This is a genomic window from Rhizobium sp. BK538, assembly GCF_014197575.1.
Lineage (GTDB): Bacteria > Pseudomonadota > Alphaproteobacteria > Rhizobiales > Rhizobiaceae > Rhizobium.
Map to the genome: position 1 here is coordinate 65,552 of NZ_JACIFT010000011.1, position 20,611 is coordinate 86,162.

Here is a 20,611-nt window from a genome sequence, read left to right on the forward strand (position 1 = left end):
GAAGCTCGATTTACTCATATCGCTGACCTCAGATATTTTTCTGCAATTTCCTCTGTGAATTCGCCGTGTTGTTCGGCGTAGTCGATCAGGAACCGGATGAGCTTCAAGCGCTTATCCGGTTCCACCTGACAGTTTTCCTTTGCGATGAAAGCGTCAACCGCCCCCGTGACTTGGTGATACAGATCGACGGTGTCCCGATTGTACGGGCTTCCTTCCCCCGTGAGCATCCACACGGGGTTTACATTGAATTTGACATGCAGAAGCCGGAGAAGCTTCGCCGGCATCTCGCGATTTCCGCGCTCATAGGTGTTGTAAGCGCTTTGCGATACCTCAAGCGCTTCGGCAAAGGGCACCTGCTTTAACCCGGAATCCTTCCGGATTTTCCCTAGCCGCTGCCCCATTGCCTCCATGAATCCGTCTTGCATCAAAATATCTCAAATGCGATAAATATGTTGTTCCCAGCGCGATTATATGATTCGTTCTGTCTCGTGTCGAATTATCTCTATGGAGTTGAGCAGTTATGCAATCTCAGCTTTTATCACCGAAGCAATTGGCCGATCGTTCCGGATGGCCGGTCGCTCGCATCCGGAACCTGATCGCCAAGCAGGAAATCCGTCATGTCCGGATAGGCGGAAGCCTCTTCCTGCCAGAAAACGCCGTGGATGAGTATCTTGCGGCGAATATGGTCGAGCCCAAGCAGAAGGCTTTGGCGCTTGCTGATAGTGCCTCCAGAGCATGAGGAGCAGCACATGAAGCAGCAAGCTGAAGCGCTAGCGCCACGACCGCTCTACAAATTCGCGGTCAGCCGTGTCCGAGCGGCGGAACTTCTCGACGTCTCTACGGGCACCTTTGACGACTGGGTTCGCCGTGGCCTTATGCCGAAAGGCGTGAAGATTGGCGCGTTGCGCCGTTGGGATGCCGAGGAAATCCGCGCGTCCTGGTACGACATTAAAGAACAGGGCTTGAGCGGAGAAGAAGACGATGGCGAAAACCCGTTTGATCACGCGGTCGGGTAATCAGCGCGTCCCCTTTAAATTCTGCTCACGGGATGTCGATCGGCACGGCAATGAGCGGTTCTATCTCCGCCTGCCAGGCATGCCGAAGTACCGGATGACGTCCGCCTATCTGGACGAGGCCGGCAGCGTCACCCAGGCGTTTACCGAGGAATATCATCGCGTTCTGGCCGGCGATCGTGGTGAAAAGACGGCCCCGATTTCAAGACTGGAGCCCGGCTCTGTTCGCTGGCTGGTCGAGACCTACTACCAATCAAAGACTTTCCAGAGCTACTCGCCTGCCACGCAGAAGGACAAAAAGAGCGTTCTCAATCGCTACTGTGAGGTGGTGGGAAATTACCCCTTTAAGCAAATGCGCAAGAGCGACATCGAGAAGAGCCAGATGAAACGCCGTGATACTCCCGGCGCGGCCGACAAGCTGGTGAAGTACCTGAAGGCGCTCTTCAATTGGGCCATCGGCGCGGAGTTGGCGACATTCAATCCAACGAACGGCGTGACCAAAATCCATAAGTCTCCCGGTTTCCATACCTGGAGCGAAGCCGAGCTGGCGCGCTATCGCGCAGCCTATCCGCTCGGCTCCATGGCCCGGCTTGCAATGGAACTGATGCTGAATTTGGGTGTCAGACGCTCGGACCTGGTCAAGCTCGGCTGGCGGAACTTGGTCGGCGACCGCATCGAATTCATGCCGGAAAAGGGTTCCGGCAAATATGCGCAGTCGCTTAGCTTGCCCGTCACGGACGAGCTGCGTGAAGCGCTGGACGCGATCACACATGATCAGCCGACATTCCTTATCACCGAATACGGCAAAGCGTTCAGCGGGAACGGCTTCGGCAACAAGATGCGCCAGTGGTGCAACGATGCCGATTTACCGGAATGCTCGTCGCACGGCCTCAGAAAGGCGTCCGCGACCATCCTCGCCGAGGCGGGCGCAACGGAACATCAGTTGATGGCGATCTTTGGCTGGTCTGATTCCAAGATGGCGCAGCACTACACCAAGGCCGCTCAATCCAAACGCATCATTGATGCCGGTTTCGAGCGCCGCAAAACCTACGTGGCCCGCAAAAATGTCCCACTTTCGTCGAGCCGGAATTCCGGTGAGACAAATCGAGGAAAAAACCATGGAAAAACAACGTCCGAAAACGGAAATGGTGGGCCCGGAGGGACTCGAACCCCCAACCAAGCGGTTATGAGCCGCCGGCTCTAACCATTGAGCTACAGGCCCGGAGACAGCATAGCTGCCGTGTCCGGCGCAATGGTTCCCCGGAACGTTTTTCGCTCTAACGCAATTCTTCTGCGGTCACAAGGGACTGCCGCAATAGCTTCACAATCAATCGGCAAGACGTCAATTGAGACTTCACAATCAGGGAGTGAAACACCGTGCTGCCGAACACCAGAACAATCGCCTTCAGCCTTCTGCTTGGCCTTACGGCCGCAGGTGCCATGGCGCTGCCGGCGCTGGCCGCTGATTCGCAGCCGCGCGAGGCCGTGATTTCCGTTAGCGGCGAGGGGCAGGCAAGCGTCGCGCCCGACATGGCGGTCCTCAGCCTTTCCGTCGTGAAACAGGCAAAGACCGCACGTGAAGCGCTCAACGAAAACAACAAGTCGATGAGCGACGTCCTTGCCGCGTTGAAGAAGGCGGGCATCGCGGAGCGGGATCTCCAGACTTCAGGCTTTTCGGTGCAGCCGCAATTCAGCTATCCACAGTCCAACGACGGTCAGCCTCAGACCCCGCAGTTGGTGGGCTACCAGGTGTCCAACTCGTTGAGCGTGCGCGTCCGCGACCTGTCCAAGCTCGGTGCAATTCTCGACGAAGCCGTCACACTCGGCGTCAATCAGGGGGGCGATATTCAGTTCACGAACGACAAGCCGGAGACGGCGATGGAGGAGGCCCGCAAGAATGCGGTCGCCAACGCCATCGAGAAGGCGAAGACCCTCGCCGCGGCGGCCGATGTCAAGCTCGGGCGGGTGATCGAGATCAGTGAAACGTCGCCGCGTCCACAGCCAGTTCCCGTCGCACGGGCTGCGATGATGAAGGAGACGGCCGACTCGGCGGTGCCCATCCAGGGCGGTGAAACCAGCTACAACATTACCGTCAACGTGACGTTTTCGATCGCGCAGTGATCGCAAGGCAGCGTGACTGCCGTTAATTTTATAGCGAGTAGGCCATTGATATTCTTTGCAAATTCAATGGCCTGTTTGTTTTTGCTGGGCGCGGTGGAGCCTCTGGGCGACAAAACGCTTTATCACGCATATATTACACTATAACATTGATCGTGTTTTCGGTCCGCAGGGGAATTCTGAGTTCTGTTTCCCATGTTCCTGCTGGCCGAAGAGGAGGAATGGCACTAGCCCTAAAGAGGAGACAGACATGACGAATGCCTTGCCGCCGCTTCACAATGGACACGCCCCGTTCACCCTTCAGGAACTCTTCCGCGAAGCCCTCTATGCCTTCGAAGAGTGGGATACGGAACTTACAGAACCAATCGTCACTTTCGAAGGACGCGTTGTACCCATCAGCCAGGTCTTCGAAGCGATGCGTCTGTGCGACGATATCGTTCCGATGAACATCGTCGGGGCCGTCACCGAACGGCTTACCAAGCCATGGGAGGGCGAAGGACCGCTCGACCAGATGAGCTTCTCCACCGCCGCCCGCGTCATGGGCGTACTCGTCCGCAAGCGCCTGCTTGCAAACGGCACGCCTGATATCGTCGCCGTTGCGGAACAGACCACCGAGCGCCGTTCCGGCAATTGAATTGGTGGATTGCGGTCATAGGCCGCAATCCCACTTCCCAAACGAAAATTGCTATAGTTCGAAAGCTTCCTTGAGGCCGACGCTCTTGCGTTCGCGCAGATCTAGGTCTGCTTCGATGTGCGCGATGTGGTGCAGCATCAGCCTGCACGCCTCGTCGAGATCGTTTCGCTCAATCGCGGCGACGATGTCGCCATGCTCGGAATGGCCGCAACTCGATATCGTCGACTGGCCGTAAAGGGCGATCACCAGCGACGAGCGGGCAACCAATTCATCCATGAAACGCTGCATGATGGCGTTGCCGGATATTGAGGCAAGCGTCAGGTGAAAGTCGCCGGAAGCTTTGATCTCGGCCCGCCGTGCTGTCTGGCCCCGCTCGCTGATCAGTCGGCCTTCCTCGAGCAGCAATTGCCTCAGGTGCTGGATCTGTGAAGGCTTAATTCTGGCTGCCGCCTCGCGCAAAATTCCTGGCTCGACCAGGCGGCGGGCAGCAAATATCTGGCGTGCTTCCTCCGGCGAGGGGTAGGCGACGAACGCCCCACGATTCTTTTCAACGCTGACAAGGCCCTCGTAGGAAAGCGCCTGCAGGGCGGCGCGAGCAAGCGTCCGGCTGACATTGAAAAGGTTGCCGACATCACCCTCCGACAGCTTCGTTCCCGGCGACAGGCGCCGCTCCACGATCGCATCGCGGATCGCGTCGCGGATCTGTTGTGCGCCTGTATCGGCTGAATCGTCTGCGGTCTGCAGGGCGGTTGCGGTGGGCTTCATGAACTCGGATACCTTCTGACCGGGAAATGATATCTGCGTTTCGCGCAAAAGTTAAATGGAATTTGCGCGCAAAGTGACGGCTAAATTGTATACGATCATTTGCACGAATTGCGAACGATAGCCTATTTTGTGTGCATATCGGCACGTTGCCTGAATTCTGAAATGCGCCGCAATCTTGGTAGCAAGTCCTTGATTTGCCGACGCTGGATGCGCTGCAATAGAAACTGGCACGGCGGATGCATTGGCTTTCTCAAACAGAGGAAGACCAATGTCGAAAGCCGCAGAGATAGATATCGTATCCATTTCCAAGGTGTATGGCGCCACCACGGCGGTTAATTCCATTAGCCTGAAGATTCCGGCCGGTTCCTACTGCTGCTTTCTCGGGCCTTCCGGCTGCGGCAAGACGTCGACGCTGCGCATGATTGCCGGACACGAAAGCATTTCCTCCGGCGATGTCAGGCTTGGCAACACGGTCGTCACCGACTTTCCGCCGGCCCAGCGCGGCACGGCGATGATGTTTCAGTCCTACGCGCTGTTTCCGCATCTTGACCTCGTCGACAACGTTGCCTTCAGCTTGAAGATGAAGGGCGTCGAGAAGGAAGAGCGTCGCGCCAAGGCGCTCGAGATGCTGAAGCTGATGCATATGGACGCCTATGCGACGCGGCGGCCTGCGCAGCTTTCCGGCGGCCAGCAGCAGCGCGTGGCGCTGGCGCGTGCGCTGATCACCGATCCCGAAGCGCTGCTTCTCGACGAGCCGCTGTCGGCGCTCGATCCGTTTCTGAAGATCCGTATGCGGGCAGAACTGAAGAAGCTGCAGAAGACGCTCGGCATTACCTTCGTCCACGTCACGCACAGCCAGGAAGAGGCGATGGCGCTGGCCGATATCATCGTCATCATGAACGACGGCAAGATCGAGCAGGCGGCAACCCCGCGCAAGGTGTTTGAGGAGCCCGCCACCGCTTTCGTCGCACGCTTCATGGGCGATCATAACGTCCTGTCCGGTCGCGTCGTCTCCTCGCAGGATGGCGTCACGACGCTTGAGGTGCGGGAGGGACAGACCTTTGCGGTGCGCGGCAACGGTAGGCAGATCGGCGAGGGTGTCGACATCGGCATCCGCACCGATCGCGTGCGCCTCGACACGGCCGCCGACAAGACGCTCGGCTTCAACGGCCTCGTCTCCAACATCGAATATCGCGGCGCGTCGGTGAAGATCACCGTTGTCGGCGCGGGTAGTGACGACTTCACGGTCATCGCGAATGACGGCGACTACTTCGCCAAGCCCGTATCGGTCGGCGATGCGGTGTCTCTGAGTTGGGCTCTGGAGGACGCGGTCCTCCTTGGCCGTGCATGAACCTCACCAGCAAAAAGAAGGGGAACTGACATGACAACCGAAAAGAAGACGACCAAGACGGCAGCGGGGATTTCCCGCCGCAGCCTGCTCAAGACCGGCGCCGCCGCCATCGGTGCCGCCGCCGGCTCCGGCCTGATCACGGGCTTTCCGACCATCTGGGCGCAGTCGAACATCACGCTTCGCCAGTTCGGCACCGGCGTTTCGAACATCAACGCCATTGCCGAGCAGTGCAAGAAGGACCTCGGCATCACGCTCGAGATGACCGCGACCGACTCCGACGCCGCTGCCCAGCGCGCCGTGACCCAGCCCGACAGCTACGACATCGCTGACATCGAATACTGGATCCTGAAGAAGGTCTATCCGACTGGCGTCATCCAGCCGATGGACGTCAAGAAGCTGAAGTACTACGACAAGGTCGTTCCGCTGTTTAAGACCGGCAAGCTGAAGCCGGACAGCGTCATCGCTCAGGGCACGGCGCCGCACACGGTCGGCTACGTCGAGAGCGCGGATGCCAAGACCTTCGCCAAGGGCGAGACCGAACTCTTCACCATGATGCCGACGATCTACAATGCCGATACGCTCGGCATTCGCCCGGATCTCGTCGGTCGCGATATCACCACCTGGGCCGATATCATGGATCCGAAGTTCAAGGGCAAGACCTCGATCCTCAACATCCCGTCGATCGGCATCATGGATGCCGCGATGATCATGGAAGCGCTCGGCAACATCAAGTATGCCGACAAGGGCAACATGACCAAGGAAGAGATCGACAAGACGATCGAGTTCCTGATCAAGGCCAAGCAGGACGGCCAGTTCCGTGCCTTCTGGAAGAGCTTCGACGAGTCGGTCAACCTGATGGCATCAGGCGAAGTCGTCATCCAGTCCATGTGGTCGCCGGCCGTTGCCGCCGTCCGCTCCAAGGGCATCGCCTGCAAGTATCAGCCGCTCAAGGAAGGCTATCGTTCGTGGGGCGGCGGTCTCGGCCTCGCTTCGCACCTTAAGGGCGCGCAGCTCGACGCCGCTTACGAGTACATCAACTGGTACACCTCCGGCTGGGTCGGTGGTTATCTCAACCGCCAGGGCTACTACTCGGCCTGCATGGAGACGGCCAAGAAGTTCATGACCGCCGATGAATGGGGTTACTGGATCGAAGGCAAGCCGGCGCAAGGCGATATTCTCTCGCCGGAAGGCAAGGTCATGGAGAAGGCCGGCGCCGTTCGCGACGGTGGTTCGTTCGAAGAGCGCATGGGTCACGTCGCGTGCTGGAACTCCGTCATGGACGAAGACCGCTACATGGTTCGCCGCTGGAACGAATTCATCGCCGCTTAAGGCGAACCGCTTCTGCCAGGCCCTCTCCCCAGTTCCTTTGGGGAGAGGGCGTCAACAACGGAGAGACCGGAACATGGCGACGATCGCGTCTTCGCAGGCCGAGCAACAATCGGAACAGATAAGCCGTCGAAGAATCGGATGTCCGGCATGGGCAGCTTCTTATCTGCAGGCGACGCCGCTGATCCTCATTCTCGGCTTCTTCTTCATCCTGCCGATCGCCATGATCGCGGTTGTCAGTTTCTGGGATTACGATTTTGCGGGTCTCTATCCGGCCTTTCTGACCATGAACTACACCGACACGCTCGGTTCATGGGTTACTTGGAAAACCTATCTCAACACCCTGAAATTCACGGTGATCGTCTGGGGCTTGACGCTCTTCATCGGCTTCTGGGTCGCCTATTTCCTCGCCTTCCATGTCCGCCGGACGACTACGCAGATGATCCTGTTTCTCGTCTGCACCGTGCCGTTCATGACGTCGAACATCATCCGTATGATCTCCTGGATTCCGGTGCTTGGTCGCAACGGGTTGGTCAACTCGGCGCTGGTGCAAATGGGCATCGTGCCGCAGCCGATCGAATGGCTGCTCTATTCCGATTTCGCCGTCGTTCTCGCGATGGTGCATCTTTACACGCTGTTCATGGTCACGCCGATCTTCAACACGCTGATGCGCATCGATCGCTCGCTGTTCGAGGCGGCGCGTGATGCCGGCGCCAGCGGCTGGCAGATCCTCTGGAATGTCGTGTTGCCGCTTGCAAAGCCCGGCATGGCGATCGGGACGATCTTCGTCGTCACCCTCGTCATGGCCGATTTCTCGACGGTGCAGGTCATGTCCGGCGGGCAGAGCGCTTCGGTGGCGCTGATGATGAAGAACCAGATGTCGTTGCTGCAATATCCGGCGGCTGCCGCAAGTGCCGTCGTGCTGCTGGTCGTCGTCCTCCTGATGGTCGCTGCGATCCTGCGCATCGTCGATATCCGCAAGGAGCTGTGAGATGAACCACGAGAAGCGCACCTTCGAATTCTATGTGCTCGCGGCCTTTTTCCTCGTCTTCGTGCTGTTCCTGTATGGGCCACTGTCGGCGATCTTGATCCTTTCCTTCCAGGGGCCAGACGGCGGCCTGACGTTCCCGCTCAACGGCGTTTCCGTTCACTGGTTCTACAACCTTTTCGAGAAGCAGGCGGTGGGCGATTTCGGTGCTTCGTTCCGCCGATCGTTTACGCTGGGTCTGATGGTGATGGTCGTCACCGTCGTCGTCTCGCTGCTGGCGGGGCTGGCGTTTCGCCGCCGCTTCCGCGGATCGACCGTGCTTTTCTATGCGACCGTCGCAAGTCTCGTGGTGCCATCGATCATCATTTCGCTTGGGATCGGCGTAGTCTTTCAGCAGGGCGGGCTGAAGCCGGCCTGGTACTCCTCTGCCTTCGGCGCGCATCTGACATGGACGCTGCCGTTTGGCGTGCTCATCATGTTTGCCGTCTTCAACCGCTTCTCGCCGGCCTATGAAGAGGCGGCGCGCGATCTCGGGGCGACTTCCTGGCAGACCTTCCGTCATGTCGTGCTGCCGATGATTGCGCCGAGCCTGATCGGCGTCGGCCTTTTCGGCTTCACGCTCTCCTATGACGAATTCGCTCGTACGCTGATGACATCGGGCAGCTACAACACGCTGCCGCTCGAAATCTACGGCATGACCACCAACGTCACGACGCCGGTGCTTTATGCGCTGGGCACTGTGACGACGCTGTTTTCCTTCACCATCATTCTCGTCGCGCTCGGCATCATGCTCATGCTGCGCCGGCGCCAGGCAAAGACAAGCTGACCCCTATGCGCATTCTTTTGGTCAATCCCAATACGACGACATCCATGACCGAGAAGGCGGCCGTTGCCGCCCGCGCGGTCGCGGCCGCCGGCACCGATATCATCGCCGCCACCTCTCGCATGGGGCCGGTCTCGATCGAGGGGCATTATGACGGTGCGCTAGCAATCCCCGGGCTTCTCGCCGAACTGAAGGAGCGGAGGACCGACGGTTATGATGCCGCCGTCGTCGCCTGTTTCGACGATACGGGCCTGGATGCTGCCCGGACCTTTGCCGATGTGCCGGTTCTCGGGCTTTGCGAGTCCGCGGTCGCCACGGCCGGATTCCTGGCGCAGCGGTTTACTGTGGTGACGACGCTGGAGCGCTCGCGGGTCCTGATCGACAATCTGGTGCGGCGCTACGGCATGGGCGGACGTGCGAAGGTGCGGGCCTCGGATATCCCCGTCCTCGAGCTCGATGACCCTGCGTCGGGTGCCATCGGCAAGCTGCGGGCCGAGATCGAACGAGCGCTTTGCGAAGATGGCGCGGAAGCGATTGTGCTCGGCTGCGCAGGCATGACCGATCTGGCGCGCGAGCTGCAGGATATTTACGGCGTGCCTGTTGTCGACGGGGTGGCCGCGGCGGTCAAGCAGGCGGAAGCGCTGGTGTCGCTCGGCTTGTCAACCAGCAAGCGCGGCTCGTATGCATCTCCTTTGGCCAAACCCTATACAGGCGCGATGGGCGCTTTTGGGCCGATAAGGGCGGCAGGCTGATCCATGTCGGTCTCTTTCGATTTCGAGATGCTCACCGAGCGCGAGCGCTACAAGCTGATGATCGCTACGATCATTCCACGGCCGATCGCGCTGGTGACGACAGTGGACGAGCATGGCCGCATCAATGCGGCACCCTTCAGCTTCTTCAACTGCCTGTCCGCCGATCCGCCGATCCTGGCGCTCGGCGTCGAGAACAACCCGGATATGTCTTTCAAGGATACTGGCCACAACATCCGCATGACCGAGGTCTTCACAGTCAACATCGTGTCTTTTGCCATCGCCGAAGCGATGCATGTCTGCGGGTCGAAATATCCGCGTGGTGTCGACGAATTGAAGGAGGCGGGACTGACGGCGATGCCTGGCCAGAAGGTAGCCTCGCCATGGATCGCGGAAGCCCCAGCAGCCTTCGAGTGCAGGCGCCACGTCACGCTGGAGCTCGGGAAGTCGCGGCAGATCATCATGGGTGAAATCGTCTATGCGCACTATCGCGACGGCGTCGTTGACCCCGACCGGCTGCGCGTCGATCCCGCAGAGATCGATGCCATTGCGCGTCTTGGCGGTGATACCTGTTCGACGATCCGCGACCGCTTCGAAATGCTGACGCCCAAATTGTAAGCTCCCGGGCATCGCCACGATTCCGCTTTACTTTTCCATTCCGCTTGCATTTGTTCAGGAAAAAGCATTGCAGGAGAGGAAGCACCCGTGACCATGCCCGACGAAGACCTCAACCGGATCGCAGAACAGGAAGAGGTGTTGAGTTTCGACGCCTTCGATCTCACGACCGCATGGCAGCTCGGCAAGCTCCTGCAGGAGCTTGGAACCGAGCGCGGTCTCGGCATCGCGATTGATGTCACGCTGCATTCAATGCCGGTCTTTTATGCTGCTCTCCCCGGCGTCACGCCTGACAACGTTCAATGGGTGCGGCGCAAACGCAATCTGGTGCTGCGCTATTTCAGGAGCAGCTATGCGATCGGTCTCGATCTCAAGCAGAAGGGCAAGACGGTTGCCGACAATGGTCTCGCCGATGCCGATTATGCTCCGCACGGCGGCAGCTTCCCGATCAATGTGAAGGGTACTGGTTGCATCGGCGCTGTCACCGTATCTGGACTGCCGCAACGGGACGACCACAATCTTGCGGTCGAGGCGCTGGCACTGATGCTGGCGAAGGACATCGAAGCACTTCGCCTGGCATGACTGCGGTTTCGCCTGGTGTGTTTTGACACACCAGGTTTACGCTACGAGCAATTTTCTTGAATGGGGCGGACGGCTGCAGTCGAGCGAGCCGACGTAGACAACCTCGTTCGCGGCAGAGCTCAGTTTCCACTCGAGCCGAGTATCGCATCTTCCAACCATAGGTTAGAGAACGTCCGTTCCGGATCCATCCTGTCTCGAAGGCGGACAAACTCGGGAAGCTTTTCATATTTGGCCCCGATGTGACGCCGGGTGAAGACCTTACCCCAGTGCGGCAGGGCCATGAAACGCGACAGGGTCTGCTCAATGTGCTCCACAGCCGCGTTCACGGCCTCCTGATCCCGAATCCAGGTAAAGTGGATCGACAGGGTGTCGCGGTGATATTGAGGACTGAGCCACAACTCATCCGCTGCGACCGTTCGGAATTCCGCTGCTTGCACCAGATGCGCAAACCTTTCACGGATTGACAGCAACGCGTCGATGGCGGCCACTCCATATTCCCGTGGAAGGTGGAACTCGGACTGTATCTCCTCACCACTGCTGGGCGTGAACCCCATCTTGAAGTGCGGGAGCCTATCGGACCATCGGCCATACTGCCCCAACTGTTCCGTGGAATTTTGCGCATCCAATCCGCTTATGGGATGCCTCTTGACCATCGCTCGTGCTGCGCCATAGATGGCGGCGGGCCATTCATTGGCTGATGCTGTTCTCTTGACCCAAATCGATCCCGCTTGTTGACCCCATTGCGTGAACACGCTCACGCTGTAGCCTGCGGCCATGATCTCATCGAGGTTGGCCAACAGCTTGTCCCAGGTCAATCCTTCGTAGACGCACTGCGCGACCTGAAACTCTGGCTGGACGTCAAGCGTTACGCGCGTAACGACGCCAAGCGCGCCCAGATGCACCACCATTCCCGGGAAATCGGCATCGCCGCGTGCCACGTTTACGAGGCGGCCGTCGCCTGAAACAATTTCGAGCCCGGAAACCGCAGTTGCCAGATTGCCGTTCCCGTTGCCTGACCCATGCGTTGCCGTGGCAATTGCTCCGGCGATCGAAATATGCGGCAACGAGGCTAGATTATGAACGGCCAGATGATGGCGATGGAGGAAAAGCGCAAGCTCTCCGTAGGTGCAATGAGCGCCTATGGAAACCTGTGTTCCATCGCCTTCGATGACAGGGTTGATCGGTAGCTCGGCAAGCGACAGGGCAACTTCACCATCGGCGATTGCATTGAATGAGTGGCCTGAGCCCACGGCCTTTATCTTTGGCGATCGGGCCACGATTTCGCAAACCGCATCCATAGAAGACGGGTAGAGGCAGTCTCGAAAGCCATAGGAAAAGCTTGCCGCCCAATTGGTCGTTGGAATCCGCCTCATAAACCAAACCTCGTACCGATTTGTTTCTCTATTGCACAGCCATTCCACGCGCGTCGTCGTTTGCGCCGGTGCGCCGCATCGAACCCTCCGCTCAAGTCACGGCACCGACGCGATATCACTTGAAATGATAGTCCAGCGCCATTGAGGTGGCGCTCGCTTCAAATCAGATCTTGCCGCCCGCTTCGGGAATGACCTTGGTCAGGCTGCCGGTTGCCGGGAAGAGGGGGATCAGGCAGGCCTGCAGGGCGTGGTAGATGTCGCCCTTGCCAGGGAAGATCGTATGGGCAGGCACTAGGTCTTCCGTTAGCTCCTCATGCCAGCCGCCATTCTTGTGATCGATGAAGGAGCGCTCGATCACGTTCCAGATCCTGCGGTAGTGCTCCTCGTGATAGTCACTCGGCAGATGTTCGTTCAGGAAATGCGCGGCGCCGGCACCCTCGCAAGCAGGCCACCACAGTTTGTTGCGTTTGGCGGGCTTGTCTTGCCAGTCGAGCGTATAGAAGAAGCCGCCCTTATTGTCGTCCCAGCCGAGGGCGATCGACTGCGAGAACAGGCTCTTGGCCGCATCCGGCATCCAGTCATGCTTCTTGTTGCCGAGCACCCAGAGTTGAAGAATGAGACGGGTCCATTCCAGCCAATGGCCGGGGGTAGTACCTGCAGGGCGGAACATTTCGTTCGGATGATAGTAGTCCTTGTCGAGGCCCCAATCGGTGCTGAAGTGCTCGGCGACGCGCCAGCCGACAGAACCGGCTGCGCGACGGATGACGAGGTCGGCAATGCTTTCGGCCTTGGCCAGATAGTCGCGGTTACCAGTTGCCTCGAAGGCAGCCATCAGCGCTTCGGTCAGGTGCATGTTGGAGTTCTGGCCGCGGTAGTTGCCGCCGTCGAGCGGTTGCCAGTCGGCAGTAAACTCCTCGGCGATGGCGCCGTGCGTGGCTTCCCAGAACTTGGTGTTCAGGACGTCGGTGATGTCGGCAAGCATGCCGTCGGCAAGCGGATGGCCAACCGTCTTGGCAGAGGAGGCTGCAAGCAGGACGAAGGCATGGCCGTAGCCCTGCTTGTTTGAATCGACGGGGCCGTTGTCGTCGAGTGACCAGAAGTAGCCACCGTTCTTGGTGTCGCGGTGATGCTTCCAGATGTACTGCATACCGTGATCCACGACGCCGGCGGCACCGGGACGGCCGAGGAGGGTGCCGATCGCAAAGCAGTGAATGGCCCGGGAGGCTATATGGATCGGGCGGACCTGGCCGGCGGCATTGAGCGGCTTGCCGGTGTCGTCGAGATCGAAGAAACCGCCCTTCGGGTTGACGGAGTTGTGCTGGAAGAAATCGAAGAGCCCGTTTGCCTGTGCAAGCAGCCAATTGCGGTGGTATGCGCGGGTGGTCCAGTTTCCGAGCGCGGCGTCGCCGATTGCATGTGCCATGATACTCCTCCGATTTCGTGCACAAAGCCTTCGCAACCGCCTATATAGGGGCCACCCGAGTCTGTCATCTGCCCAGCGCCGCAAAGGTGCCACATGCGAGGCATATATTGACATAAAGATATCTTTATGTGATTTGGTCAATTGGCCTGTAACGACGTCAAGGAGTCCGCCCGTGTTTGATACTCTGTTTGGTTCCGAAGGGGCAAAGCGCGACGGAAGTGAAGTGTTTGCGGCGCTCAAGAAAGCCGCCAGCGAACGTATCCTTGTTCTTGACGGTGCCATGGGCACGCAGATCCAGGGGCTGGGCTTCGATGAAGACCATTTCCGCGGCGACCGCTTCATTGGCTGTGCCTGCCACCAGAAGGGCAACAACGACCTTCTGATCCTGACGCAGCCGGATGCGATCGAAGAGATCCATTACAAATATGCCAAGGCCGGTGCCGATATTCTCGAGACGAATACGTTCTCGTCGACACGCATTGCACAGGCCGATTATGCGATGGAAGGCGAGGTTTACGCCCTCAACAAGGAAGGCGCCGAGATCGTGCGCCGTGCGGCAGTCCGCGCCGAGCGCGAGGATGGCCGCCGCCGCTTCGTCGCCGGTGCCATCGGCCCGACGAACCGCACCGCCTCGATTTCGCCCGACGTCAACAATCCGGGCTTCCGCGCCGTCAGCTTCGACGATCTGCGCATCGCCTATGGCGAGCAGATAGACGGCCTGATCGACGGCGGCGCCGACATTATCCTGATCGAGACTATCTTCGACACGCTGAACGCCAAGGCCGCAATCTTTGCCTGCGAGGAGCGCTTCGAGGCGAAGGGAATCCGCCTGCCGGTGATGATCTCGGGCACGATCACCGATCTTTCCGGCCGTACGCTGTCCGGCCAAACGCCGTCCGCCTTCTGGAATTCGGTGCGTCACGCCAATCCGTTCACGATCGGCCTCAACTGCGCGCTCGGCGCCAACGCCATGCGTCCGCACCTGCAGGAGCTGTCAGGCGTTGCCGACACCTTCATCTGCGCCTATCCGAATGCCGGCCTGCCGAACGAGTTCGGCCAGTATGACGAGACGCCGGAATTGATGGCGGCGCAGATCGAGAGCTTTGCGCGCGAAGGCCTCGTCAACATCGTTGGCGGCTGCTGCGGTTCGACGCCGGAACATATCCAGGCGATTGCCGAAGTCGTCGCCAAGTACAAGCCGCGTCCGATCCCCGAGCATCGCCCCTTTATGTCGCTGTCGGGTCTCGAGCCCTTCGAGTTGACCAAGGACATTCCGTTCGTCAACGTCGGCGAGCGCACCAACGTCACGGGTTCCGCGAGGTTCCGCAAGCTGATCACCAATGCCGACTACACGGCAGCACTCGATGTGGCGCGCGACCAGGTGGAAAACGGCGCGCAGATCATCGACATCAACATGGACGAGGGGCTGATCGATTCCGAAAGGGCGATGGTCGAGTTCCTGAACTTGATCGCGGCTGAGCCCGATATCGCTCGCGTGCCTGTCATGATCGACTCGTCGAAGTTTTCGATCATCGAATCCGGTTTGAAGCGCGTTCAGGGCAAGCCGATCGTCAACTCGATCTCGCTCAAGGAAGGCGAAGAGAACTTCCTCGCCCAGGCAAAGTTGCTGCACGCTTATGGCGCGGCCGTCGTGGTCATGGCCTTCGATGAGACGGGGCAGGCAGACAGCTACGAGCGCAAGGTCGAGATCTGCGCTCGCGCCTACAAGCTCTTGACCGAAAAGGCGGGCTTCCCGCCCGAAGACATCATCTTCGATCCGAACGTCTTTGCGGTCGCGACCGGTATCGAGGAGCACAACAATTACGGCGTCGACTTCATCGAGGCGACGCGGACGATCCGCAAGACGATGCCGCTGGTGCATATCTCAGGCGGCGTCTCGAACCTGTCCTTCTCGTTTCGCGGCAACGAGCCGGTGCGCGAGGCGATGCATGCCGTGTTCCTCTACCACGCCATCCAGGCGGGCATGGACATGGGGATCGTCAACGCCGGGCAGCTTGCCGTTTACGACCAGATCGATCCGGAACTGCGCGAAGCCTGCGAAGACGTGGTGCTGAACCGCCGCGCCGATGCGACCGAGCGGCTACTTGAGGTGGCCGAACGCTTCCGTGGCGCTGGCACAAGAGAAGCAAAGGCACAGGATCTTTCCTGGCGCGAATGGCCCGTCGCGAAGCGGCTGGAGCATGCGCTGGTCAACGGCATCACCGAATACATCGAGGCCGACACCGAGGAAGCCCGTCAGCAGGCCGCGCGGCCGCTGCACGTCATCGAAGGCCCGCTGATGGCCGGCATGAACGTGGTCGGCGATCTCTTTGGCTCCGGCAAGATGTTCCTGCCGCAGGTCGTCAAATCTGCCCGCGTAATGAAGCAGGCGGTTGCCGTGCTGCTTCCCTACATGGAGGAAGAGAAACGCCGGAACGGCGGCGACGACCGTAAGGCTGCCGGCAAGATTCTCATGGCGACCGTGAAGGGCGATGTCCACGATATCGGCAAGAACATCGTCGGTGTCGTGCTCGCCTGCAACAATTACGAGATCATCGATCTCGGCGTCATGGTACCGGCAACGAAGATCCTCGAAACGGCTGTTGCCGAGAAGGTCGATGTCATCGGTCTTTCCGGCCTGATCACGCCGTCGCTCGACGAAATGGTGCATGTCGCCGCTGAAATGGAGCGGCAGGGACTGGATCTGCCGCTGTTGATCGGCGGTGCAACGACGAGCCGCGTTCACACGGCGGTCAAGATCCATCCTGGCTATAACAAGGGGCAGGCTGTCTACGTGACGGATGCCAGCCGCGCCGTTGGTGTCGTCTCATCGCTGCTGTCGCCCGAGGGCCGCGACGGCTACGTGGCCGATATCCGCGCCGAATATGCGAAGGTGGCCGCCGCGCATGCGCGCAGCGAGGCCGAGAAGGTGCGTCTGCCGCTGGCACGAGCCCGCGAAAACGTGCAGCAGGTCGATTGGACGGCTTACAAGCCGACCAAGCCGAGCTTCCTCGGTACCAAGGTCTTCGACGGCTACGATCTCGCGAAGATCGCCAAGTACATCGACTGGACGCCGTTCTTCCAGACCTGGGAACTGCGCGGCCGTTTCCCGGCAATTCTGGAAGACGAGAAGCAGGGCGAGGCGGCACGCCAGCTGTGGGCCGATGCGCAGGCGATGCTGGCGAAGATCATCGAGGAGAAGTGGTTCCATCCGCGTGCGGTCATCGGCTTCTGGCCGGCGAACGCGGTCGGCGATGATATCCGTCTGTTCAAGGACGACAGCCGCAAGGATGAGCTTGCCACCTTCTTCACGCTGCGCCAGCAGCTGTCGAAGCGTGATGGCCGGCCGAACGTCGCACTGTCGGACTTCGTTGCACCTGTCGAAAGCGGCGTTCAGGACTATGTCGGCGGCTTCGTCGTCACGGCTGGTATCGAGGAGGTCGCGATTGCGGAACGCTTTGAACGGGCCAACGACGACTATTCGTCGATCCTCGTAAAGGCGCTGGCTGATCGCTTTGCAGAAGCCTTTGCCGAGCGCATGCACGAGCAGGTTCGCCGCGAATACTGGGGCTACGCCAAGGACGAGTATCTGAGTAACGAGCAGCTCATTACCGAGGAATACGCCGGTATCCGTCCTGCTCCGGGTTATCCGGCGCAGCCTGACCATACCGAGAAGAAGACGCTGTTCGGCTTGCTCGATGCCGAGAAGGCGGCTGGGGTGAAGCTGACTGAAAGCTACGCAATGTGGCCGGGCTCTTCCGTTTCGGGCATCTACATCGGTCACCCCGACGCTTACTACTTCGGCGTCGCCAAGGTGGAGCGGGATCAGGTCGAGGACTACGCCACCCGCAAGGGCATGGACGTTGCTGAGGTCGAGCGCTGGCTCGGCCCGGTTCTCAACTACGTGCCGCGCAAGCGTGACGAGGAAATCGAAGACGCGGCCTGATCGGCTGCGTCTTCAGTATTTGATTCAAGTGTCGGATAGATTGATTCAGGTTCTGGTCGCAACGAACTGAATCTGAATCGAAAATCGCCTCACGTGTCGGGCGCTAACTCGACAAGCAGCGCCGTTGTGTCGTCACTTTGTTTGTAGCGCGGATAGCGCAACCCCTCAGGATCAATCTCGCGTTCGAAGCGCCTGAGTTCGTCAAGCATTGGCCGCAGACCCTTCTCGCGTGCGGTGCGCACTAAGCCTGCCGAATCATAGGCCGCGTAAAGGACCGCGAGGTCCGAAAAACCGTCGCTGCAGACGATAGCGTGCGCCCTGCCTTTAATATCAAGCGGCTCGGAGACCAGGTGGTTGGCCGCCTCCGGTACGAGGCCGAGGGTCCAGACGCCGCTCTCTGGCGTATTCTGCCGCTCGCGGTGCTGGCGCAACAACGTGAGGGTCTCGGGATTGCCGAGCGCGCCACCTTCCTTCGTGATGCCGCCCGTTCGCGCAATGTGCTTTCGCGCTTGGTTCTGCTCATATTCATAGGCACCCGGGATCGCCATGTACATCGTGGCTGAGCCATCTTCTTGCAGCAGAAAGAGACAAGAGTCGCCGAGGCCGATGAAATGGAAGCCGTCGCGTGTTTGATGCAGCATGGCAAAGGCGGTCAACGGCCAGGCGTAGCGCGGCACATTCTCGTTGTGGCGGAGAAATTCCGCACGGGCTGCCAGCGACAGGCTGCGCGCAACCTGCGAGATGTCGGTGTCGCGGGTGATCTGATCTTGAAAACCGCGTGCGAAATGCCGCGCGATCCACGCGGCGTCGCTGCCTGCCTCATCCATATATTGGCGATCGCCGAGGCCCGTCGCACCATCGATGACGAAGGCGCAAGCCTCGTTGTGCCCGAAGCTGTCGTCGTTCGGCTTTGCCGGATTTCCGGGATCGGAGATGGTGTCGAGGATCCTGATGCGAGATGTCATGGGTGCAATCAATAGAGGCGCATCGCCGTCTCTTCAATCCGACCAGGCATCACGGCGCACCGGTTGTGAGTTCGGCGACGAAATCATAGGCATCACCGCGGTAGAGCGAGCGGGTGAATTCGACTGCGCGCCCGGAGCCCAGATAGGAGATACGTTCGATCGACAGTCCTGCTGCGCCGACGGGGACGCCGAGCAAGTGCGCATCGGCCTCTTTCATGTTGGTCGCCGAAATCCTCTGAACGGCACGCACCGGACGGACCTGGCGACGCTCGAGTTCTGCATAGAGCGACGTTGTCACAACGAAGGGATCCGGCAGGAATTCGCCGGAAACGCTGGCGTTTTCAATTGCCAGCGGCTGGTCGTCGGCGATGCGCAGACGGCTAAGGCGCGAGACCCTGACATCGGTCGCGAGGCCGAGAATCATCATTTCATCCGGCGAGGGCGTATGAATGCCCTTGTGCAGCCATTCGGAGCGCGAGGTCATTCCACGCCGAGCCATATCCTCGGTAAAGGAGGTGAGCTGCGAGAGGCGCTGTTCGACCTTCGATACCGGCTTGGTCACGAAGGTGCCGGAGCCGTGACGGCGGACAAGCAGGCCGTCGGCGACGAGTTCATCGATCGCCTTGCGCACCGTGACCCGGCTGACCGTCGCAAATTCGGCGATGTCGCGCTCGGGCGGCAGGGCATCGCCGTGGCTGAGCGTGCCCGTGCGGATGGCATCTTCCAGCGTGCGCCGCAGTTTGACGTAAAGCGGGCCGGTGCCGCCGGCCTGAAGGCGCTCGGGGGAAAGGAGGCTTGCAAAATCATCCGTCATGCCGCGCCTCTTCCTTCCTCGCGCAAGAACTTCACTGCGAGCTCGATGGCGCCCTGCAGGACATCGCCCTTCGGCTCTTGCAGCAAGGCGATGTGGCGCTCTGCAATCCACGGACGATAAGCCTTGGCCAGGCCGCCGAGCAGGCAGATGGCGTGGCATTCCGGCCAAAGCAGGGCATCCAGGCTCTCGCCGATCGAGGCTGCCGCGTTCTGCACGATCGCCGTCGCAACCGGATCGCCTTTCGCGGCAGCCTCAAAGACGACGGGCGCATAGCGGGCGAAGTCATTGGGACGGGAGACATGGGCAAACTCGACGACGCGCTCGGGATCATCGCCATACTCGGCCATGACCGTCTGGGTGACCGGCGAGGGGGGGCGCACACCGTCATGGGCGAGCAGAGACTGCTCCAGAAGGTCGCGACCGAGGCGGGCGCCGCTTGCCTGGTCACCGACAACGAATCCCCATCCGCCGATGCCGTAAAGCTTTCCGTCGCGGCGGGCATTGTAGACAGAGCCGGTGCCGAAGGCGCCAATCACGCCGTCGCAATCGCCGAGCGCTCCCTGGAGTGCCGTCGTCGCATCGGTGACGACACGACGTCTGGCAAAGGGCAAGGCACGCTCGATGCGCGCGGCATAGTCGCCCACATTTGCGCCGGCGACGCCAATGACGGCCGCAACGCTGGAAGCGGTTTCAGGCAAGAGACCGGCGTCGCTCAATGCGTTTTTCGCCGACGCGACGATGTTGAGCAGCGAGCTATCAAGGTCGGACAGGATGTTCGATGGGCCGGCCGTGCCACGGCCCAGGATACGTCCTGTCGCATCCGTGACTGCGGCGCGGCAGCTGGAGCCGCCGCCATCAATGCCGATCGTAAGTTCTGTCATTGAACCACCAAAAAAATCCGCTCATTTCCCTTGTTTTCATTACAATACCAAAAAAATACCATTTACCAAGCCCAAAGAGACTTAAAAATTCATCTTATTATCATATTGATTTTAAATAATAAAATTTTTAATGGCGTTTTTCTGTCGTCGAAACGTTAAAATTGGCTGGACAATTGGTATTTTTTTGGACTTAATTCCATCAAAGGGAACAGCGCATCGGGCAGCGATAAACCGGCAGGATAAAG

Annotated in this window: 20 protein-coding genes, 1 tRNA gene and 1 pseudogene; 12 read left to right on the forward strand and 10 right to left on the reverse strand. The window is 59.6% G+C overall.

Features of this window, described 5'->3' with window-relative positions:
- Nucleotides 1-14: 14 nt before the first annotated feature.
- A complete protein-coding gene (locus tag FHX09_RS15155; RefSeq protein WP_184450340.1) occupies nucleotides 15-425 on the reverse strand; it encodes a helix-turn-helix transcriptional regulator in 411 nt (136 codons plus the stop codon).
- A gap of 95 nt (nucleotides 426-520) precedes the next feature.
- On the opposite strand from FHX09_RS15155, the gene FHX09_RS15160 reads away from it, so the two are divergent.
- Both FHX09_RS15160 and FHX09_RS15165 read left to right on the forward strand, forming a co-directional pair.
- On the forward strand, nucleotides 521-739 hold the full coding sequence (locus tag FHX09_RS15160; RefSeq protein WP_097661063.1) for a helix-turn-helix domain-containing protein: 219 nt from the start codon (nucleotides 521-523) through the stop codon (nucleotides 737-739).
- Nucleotides 740-749: 10 nt separating this feature from the next.
- The gene (locus FHX09_RS15165; RefSeq protein ID WP_097661065.1) at nucleotides 750-1,016 is read left to right on the forward strand and encodes a helix-turn-helix domain-containing protein; all 267 of its coding nucleotides are present in this window, start codon (nucleotides 750-752) and stop codon (nucleotides 1,014-1,016) included.
- 250 nt (nucleotides 1,017-1,266) lie between these two features.
- Here the strand turns inward: FHX09_RS15165 and FHX09_RS29915 are convergent, their stop codons facing one another.
- The 3 genes from FHX09_RS29915 to FHX09_RS15175 form a co-directional block, all read right to left on the reverse strand.
- Nucleotides 1,267-1,785 carry a hypothetical protein gene (locus tag FHX09_RS29915; protein ID WP_246699450.1) on the reverse strand — a complete coding sequence of 173 codons (519 nt, stop codon included), beginning with the start codon at nucleotides 1,783-1,785 and terminating at the stop codon, nucleotides 1,267-1,269.
- Nucleotides 1,786-1,878: 93 nt separating this feature from the next.
- Nucleotides 1,879-2,133: a hypothetical protein gene (locus tag FHX09_RS29920; RefSeq protein ID WP_246699451.1), complete on the reverse strand. Its 255-nt coding sequence runs from the start codon at nucleotides 2,131-2,133 to the stop codon at nucleotides 1,879-1,881.
- Between the two features lie 26 nt (nucleotides 2,134-2,159).
- A tRNA-Ile gene (locus FHX09_RS15175) sits at nucleotides 2,160-2,235 on the reverse strand.
- Nucleotides 2,236-2,453: 218 nt separating this feature from the next.
- Here FHX09_RS15175 and FHX09_RS15180 point away from each other — a divergent pair.
- Nucleotides 2,454-3,134 carry an SIMPL domain-containing protein gene (locus FHX09_RS15180; RefSeq protein ID WP_245505485.1) on the forward strand — a complete coding sequence of 227 codons (681 nt, stop codon included), beginning with the start codon at nucleotides 2,454-2,456 and terminating at the stop codon, nucleotides 3,132-3,134.
- A 247-nt stretch (nucleotides 3,135-3,381) separates the two neighbouring features.
- Entirely contained in the window at nucleotides 3,382-3,765 is a 384-nt protein-coding gene (locus tag FHX09_RS15185; protein ID WP_007802444.1) for a hypothetical protein, read from the forward strand.
- Between the two features lie 51 nt (nucleotides 3,766-3,816).
- Here FHX09_RS15185 and FHX09_RS15190 read toward each other — a convergent pair whose 3' ends face one another.
- Nucleotides 3,817-4,530: a GntR family transcriptional regulator gene (locus tag FHX09_RS15190; protein ID WP_132590646.1), complete on the reverse strand. Its 714-nt coding sequence runs from the start codon at nucleotides 4,528-4,530 to the stop codon at nucleotides 3,817-3,819.
- A gap of 268 nt (nucleotides 4,531-4,798) precedes the next feature.
- Between FHX09_RS15190 and FHX09_RS15195 the strand changes: the two genes are divergently transcribed.
- From FHX09_RS15195 to FHX09_RS15225, 7 genes and pseudogenes are all read left to right on the forward strand, one after another.
- Complete coding sequence (locus FHX09_RS15195; RefSeq protein WP_132590647.1) at nucleotides 4,799-5,881, forward strand: ABC transporter ATP-binding protein; 1,083 nt, start codon at nucleotides 4,799-4,801, stop codon at nucleotides 5,879-5,881.
- Between the two features lie 30 nt (nucleotides 5,882-5,911).
- Nucleotides 5,912-7,210, forward strand: coding sequence for a PotD/PotF family extracellular solute-binding protein (locus tag FHX09_RS15200; RefSeq protein WP_132590648.1), 1,299 nt, complete (start codon nucleotides 5,912-5,914; stop codon nucleotides 7,208-7,210).
- A gap of 157 nt (nucleotides 7,211-7,367) precedes the next feature.
- Nucleotides 7,368-8,198, forward strand: a pseudogene (locus FHX09_RS15205) (ABC transporter permease); the annotation flags it as partial.
- Between the two features lies 1 nt (nucleotide 8,199).
- Complete coding sequence (locus FHX09_RS15210; protein ID WP_007802433.1) at nucleotides 8,200-9,021, forward strand: ABC transporter permease; 822 nt, start codon at nucleotides 8,200-8,202, stop codon at nucleotides 9,019-9,021.
- 5 nt (nucleotides 9,022-9,026) lie between these two features.
- Complete coding sequence (locus FHX09_RS15215; RefSeq protein ID WP_183720500.1) at nucleotides 9,027-9,770, forward strand: aspartate/glutamate racemase family protein; 744 nt, start codon at nucleotides 9,027-9,029, stop codon at nucleotides 9,768-9,770.
- A gap of 3 nt (nucleotides 9,771-9,773) precedes the next feature.
- Complete coding sequence (locus tag FHX09_RS15220) at nucleotides 9,774-10,385, forward strand: flavin reductase family protein (protein WP_183720497.1); 612 nt, start codon at nucleotides 9,774-9,776, stop codon at nucleotides 10,383-10,385.
- 87 nt (nucleotides 10,386-10,472) lie between these two features.
- Complete coding sequence (locus FHX09_RS15225; protein WP_132590654.1) at nucleotides 10,473-10,964, forward strand: heme-degrading domain-containing protein; 492 nt, start codon at nucleotides 10,473-10,475, stop codon at nucleotides 10,962-10,964.
- 119 nt (nucleotides 10,965-11,083) lie between these two features.
- Here FHX09_RS15225 and FHX09_RS15230 read toward each other — a convergent pair whose 3' ends face one another.
- Together FHX09_RS15230 and FHX09_RS15235 are read right to left on the reverse strand one after the other, a co-directional pair.
- On the reverse strand, nucleotides 11,084-12,337 hold the full coding sequence (locus tag FHX09_RS15230) for a D-arabinono-1,4-lactone oxidase (protein ID WP_183720533.1): 1,254 nt from the start codon (nucleotides 12,335-12,337) through the stop codon (nucleotides 11,084-11,086).
- A gap of 163 nt (nucleotides 12,338-12,500) precedes the next feature.
- Nucleotides 12,501-13,760 (reverse strand): AGE family epimerase/isomerase, encoded by a 1,260-nt coding sequence (locus tag FHX09_RS15235; protein ID WP_184450342.1) that lies wholly within the window; start codon nucleotides 13,758-13,760, stop codon nucleotides 12,501-12,503.
- A gap of 172 nt (nucleotides 13,761-13,932) precedes the next feature.
- Here FHX09_RS15235 and metH point away from each other — a divergent pair, with 172 nt between their 5' ends.
- A complete protein-coding gene (gene metH, locus FHX09_RS15240) occupies nucleotides 13,933-17,706 on the forward strand; it encodes a methionine synthase (RefSeq protein ID WP_132590658.1) in 3,774 nt (1,257 codons plus the stop codon).
- An 89-nt stretch (nucleotides 17,707-17,795) separates the two neighbouring features.
- Here metH and FHX09_RS15245 read toward each other — a convergent pair whose 3' ends face one another.
- From FHX09_RS15245 to FHX09_RS15255, 3 genes are read right to left on the reverse strand one after another with little or no spacing between them, the layout of a single operon-like run.
- On the reverse strand, nucleotides 17,796-18,671 hold the full coding sequence (locus tag FHX09_RS15245) for a protein phosphatase 2C domain-containing protein (RefSeq protein WP_132590660.1): 876 nt from the start codon (nucleotides 18,669-18,671) through the stop codon (nucleotides 17,796-17,798).
- 49 nt (nucleotides 18,672-18,720) lie between these two features.
- A complete protein-coding gene (locus tag FHX09_RS15250) occupies nucleotides 18,721-19,485 on the reverse strand; it encodes a GntR family transcriptional regulator (RefSeq protein ID WP_184450344.1) in 765 nt (254 codons plus the stop codon).
- On the reverse strand, nucleotides 19,482-20,366 hold the full coding sequence (locus tag FHX09_RS15255; protein WP_184450346.1) for an N-acetylglucosamine kinase: 885 nt from the start codon (nucleotides 20,364-20,366) through the stop codon (nucleotides 19,482-19,484). The genes FHX09_RS15250 and FHX09_RS15255 overlap by 4 nt, the downstream gene beginning before the upstream one ends.
- Nucleotides 20,367-20,611 lie beyond the last annotated feature (245 nt).

Excerpts from the sequence above, each read along its gene's own strand:
- FHX09_RS15185 (WP_007802444.1), top strand. The coding sequence starts at position 3,382 with ATGACGAATGCCTTGCCGCCGCTTCACAATGGACACGCCCCGTTCACC.
- FHX09_RS15235 (WP_184450342.1), bottom strand. The coding sequence starts at position 13,760 with ATGGCACATGCAATCGGCGACGCCGCGCTCGGAAACTGGACCACCCGC.
- FHX09_RS15220 (WP_183720497.1), top strand. The coding sequence starts at position 9,774 with ATGTCGGTCTCTTTCGATTTCGAGATGCTCACCGAGCGCGAGCGCTAC.
- FHX09_RS15190 (WP_132590646.1), bottom strand. The coding sequence starts at position 4,530 with ATGAAGCCCACCGCAACCGCCCTGCAGACCGCAGACGATTCAGCCGAT.
- FHX09_RS15160 (WP_097661063.1), top strand. The coding sequence starts at position 521 with ATGCAATCTCAGCTTTTATCACCGAAGCAATTGGCCGATCGTTCCGGA.
- FHX09_RS15180 (WP_245505485.1), top strand. The coding sequence starts at position 2,454 with ATGGCGCTGCCGGCGCTGGCCGCTGATTCGCAGCCGCGCGAGGCCGTG.
- FHX09_RS29915 (WP_246699450.1), bottom strand. The coding sequence starts at position 1,785 with ATGTGTGATCGCGTCCAGCGCTTCACGCAGCTCGTCCGTGACGGGCAA.
- FHX09_RS15165 (WP_097661065.1), top strand. The coding sequence starts at position 750 with ATGAAGCAGCAAGCTGAAGCGCTAGCGCCACGACCGCTCTACAAATTC.
- FHX09_RS15230 (WP_183720533.1), bottom strand. The coding sequence starts at position 12,337 with ATGAGGCGGATTCCAACGACCAATTGGGCGGCAAGCTTTTCCTATGGC.
- FHX09_RS15210 (WP_007802433.1), top strand. The coding sequence starts at position 8,200 with ATGAACCACGAGAAGCGCACCTTCGAATTCTATGTGCTCGCGGCCTTT.
- FHX09_RS29920 (WP_246699451.1), bottom strand. The coding sequence starts at position 2,133 with ATGGTTTTTTCCTCGATTTGTCTCACCGGAATTCCGGCTCGACGAAAG.
- FHX09_RS15215 (WP_183720500.1), top strand. The coding sequence starts at position 9,027 with ATGCGCATTCTTTTGGTCAATCCCAATACGACGACATCCATGACCGAG.
- FHX09_RS15200 (WP_132590648.1), top strand. The coding sequence starts at position 5,912 with ATGACAACCGAAAAGAAGACGACCAAGACGGCAGCGGGGATTTCCCGC.
- FHX09_RS15195 (WP_132590647.1), top strand. The coding sequence starts at position 4,799 with ATGTCGAAAGCCGCAGAGATAGATATCGTATCCATTTCCAAGGTGTAT.
- FHX09_RS15255 (WP_184450346.1), bottom strand. The coding sequence starts at position 20,366 with ATGACAGAACTTACGATCGGCATTGATGGCGGCGGCTCCAGCTGCCGC.
- FHX09_RS15155 (WP_184450340.1), bottom strand. The coding sequence starts at position 425 with ATGCAAGACGGATTCATGGAGGCAATGGGGCAGCGGCTAGGGAAAATC.
- FHX09_RS15245 (WP_132590660.1), bottom strand. The coding sequence starts at position 18,671 with ATGACATCTCGCATCAGGATCCTCGACACCATCTCCGATCCCGGAAAT.
- FHX09_RS15250 (WP_184450344.1), bottom strand. The coding sequence starts at position 19,485 with ATGACGGATGATTTTGCAAGCCTCCTTTCCCCCGAGCGCCTTCAGGCC.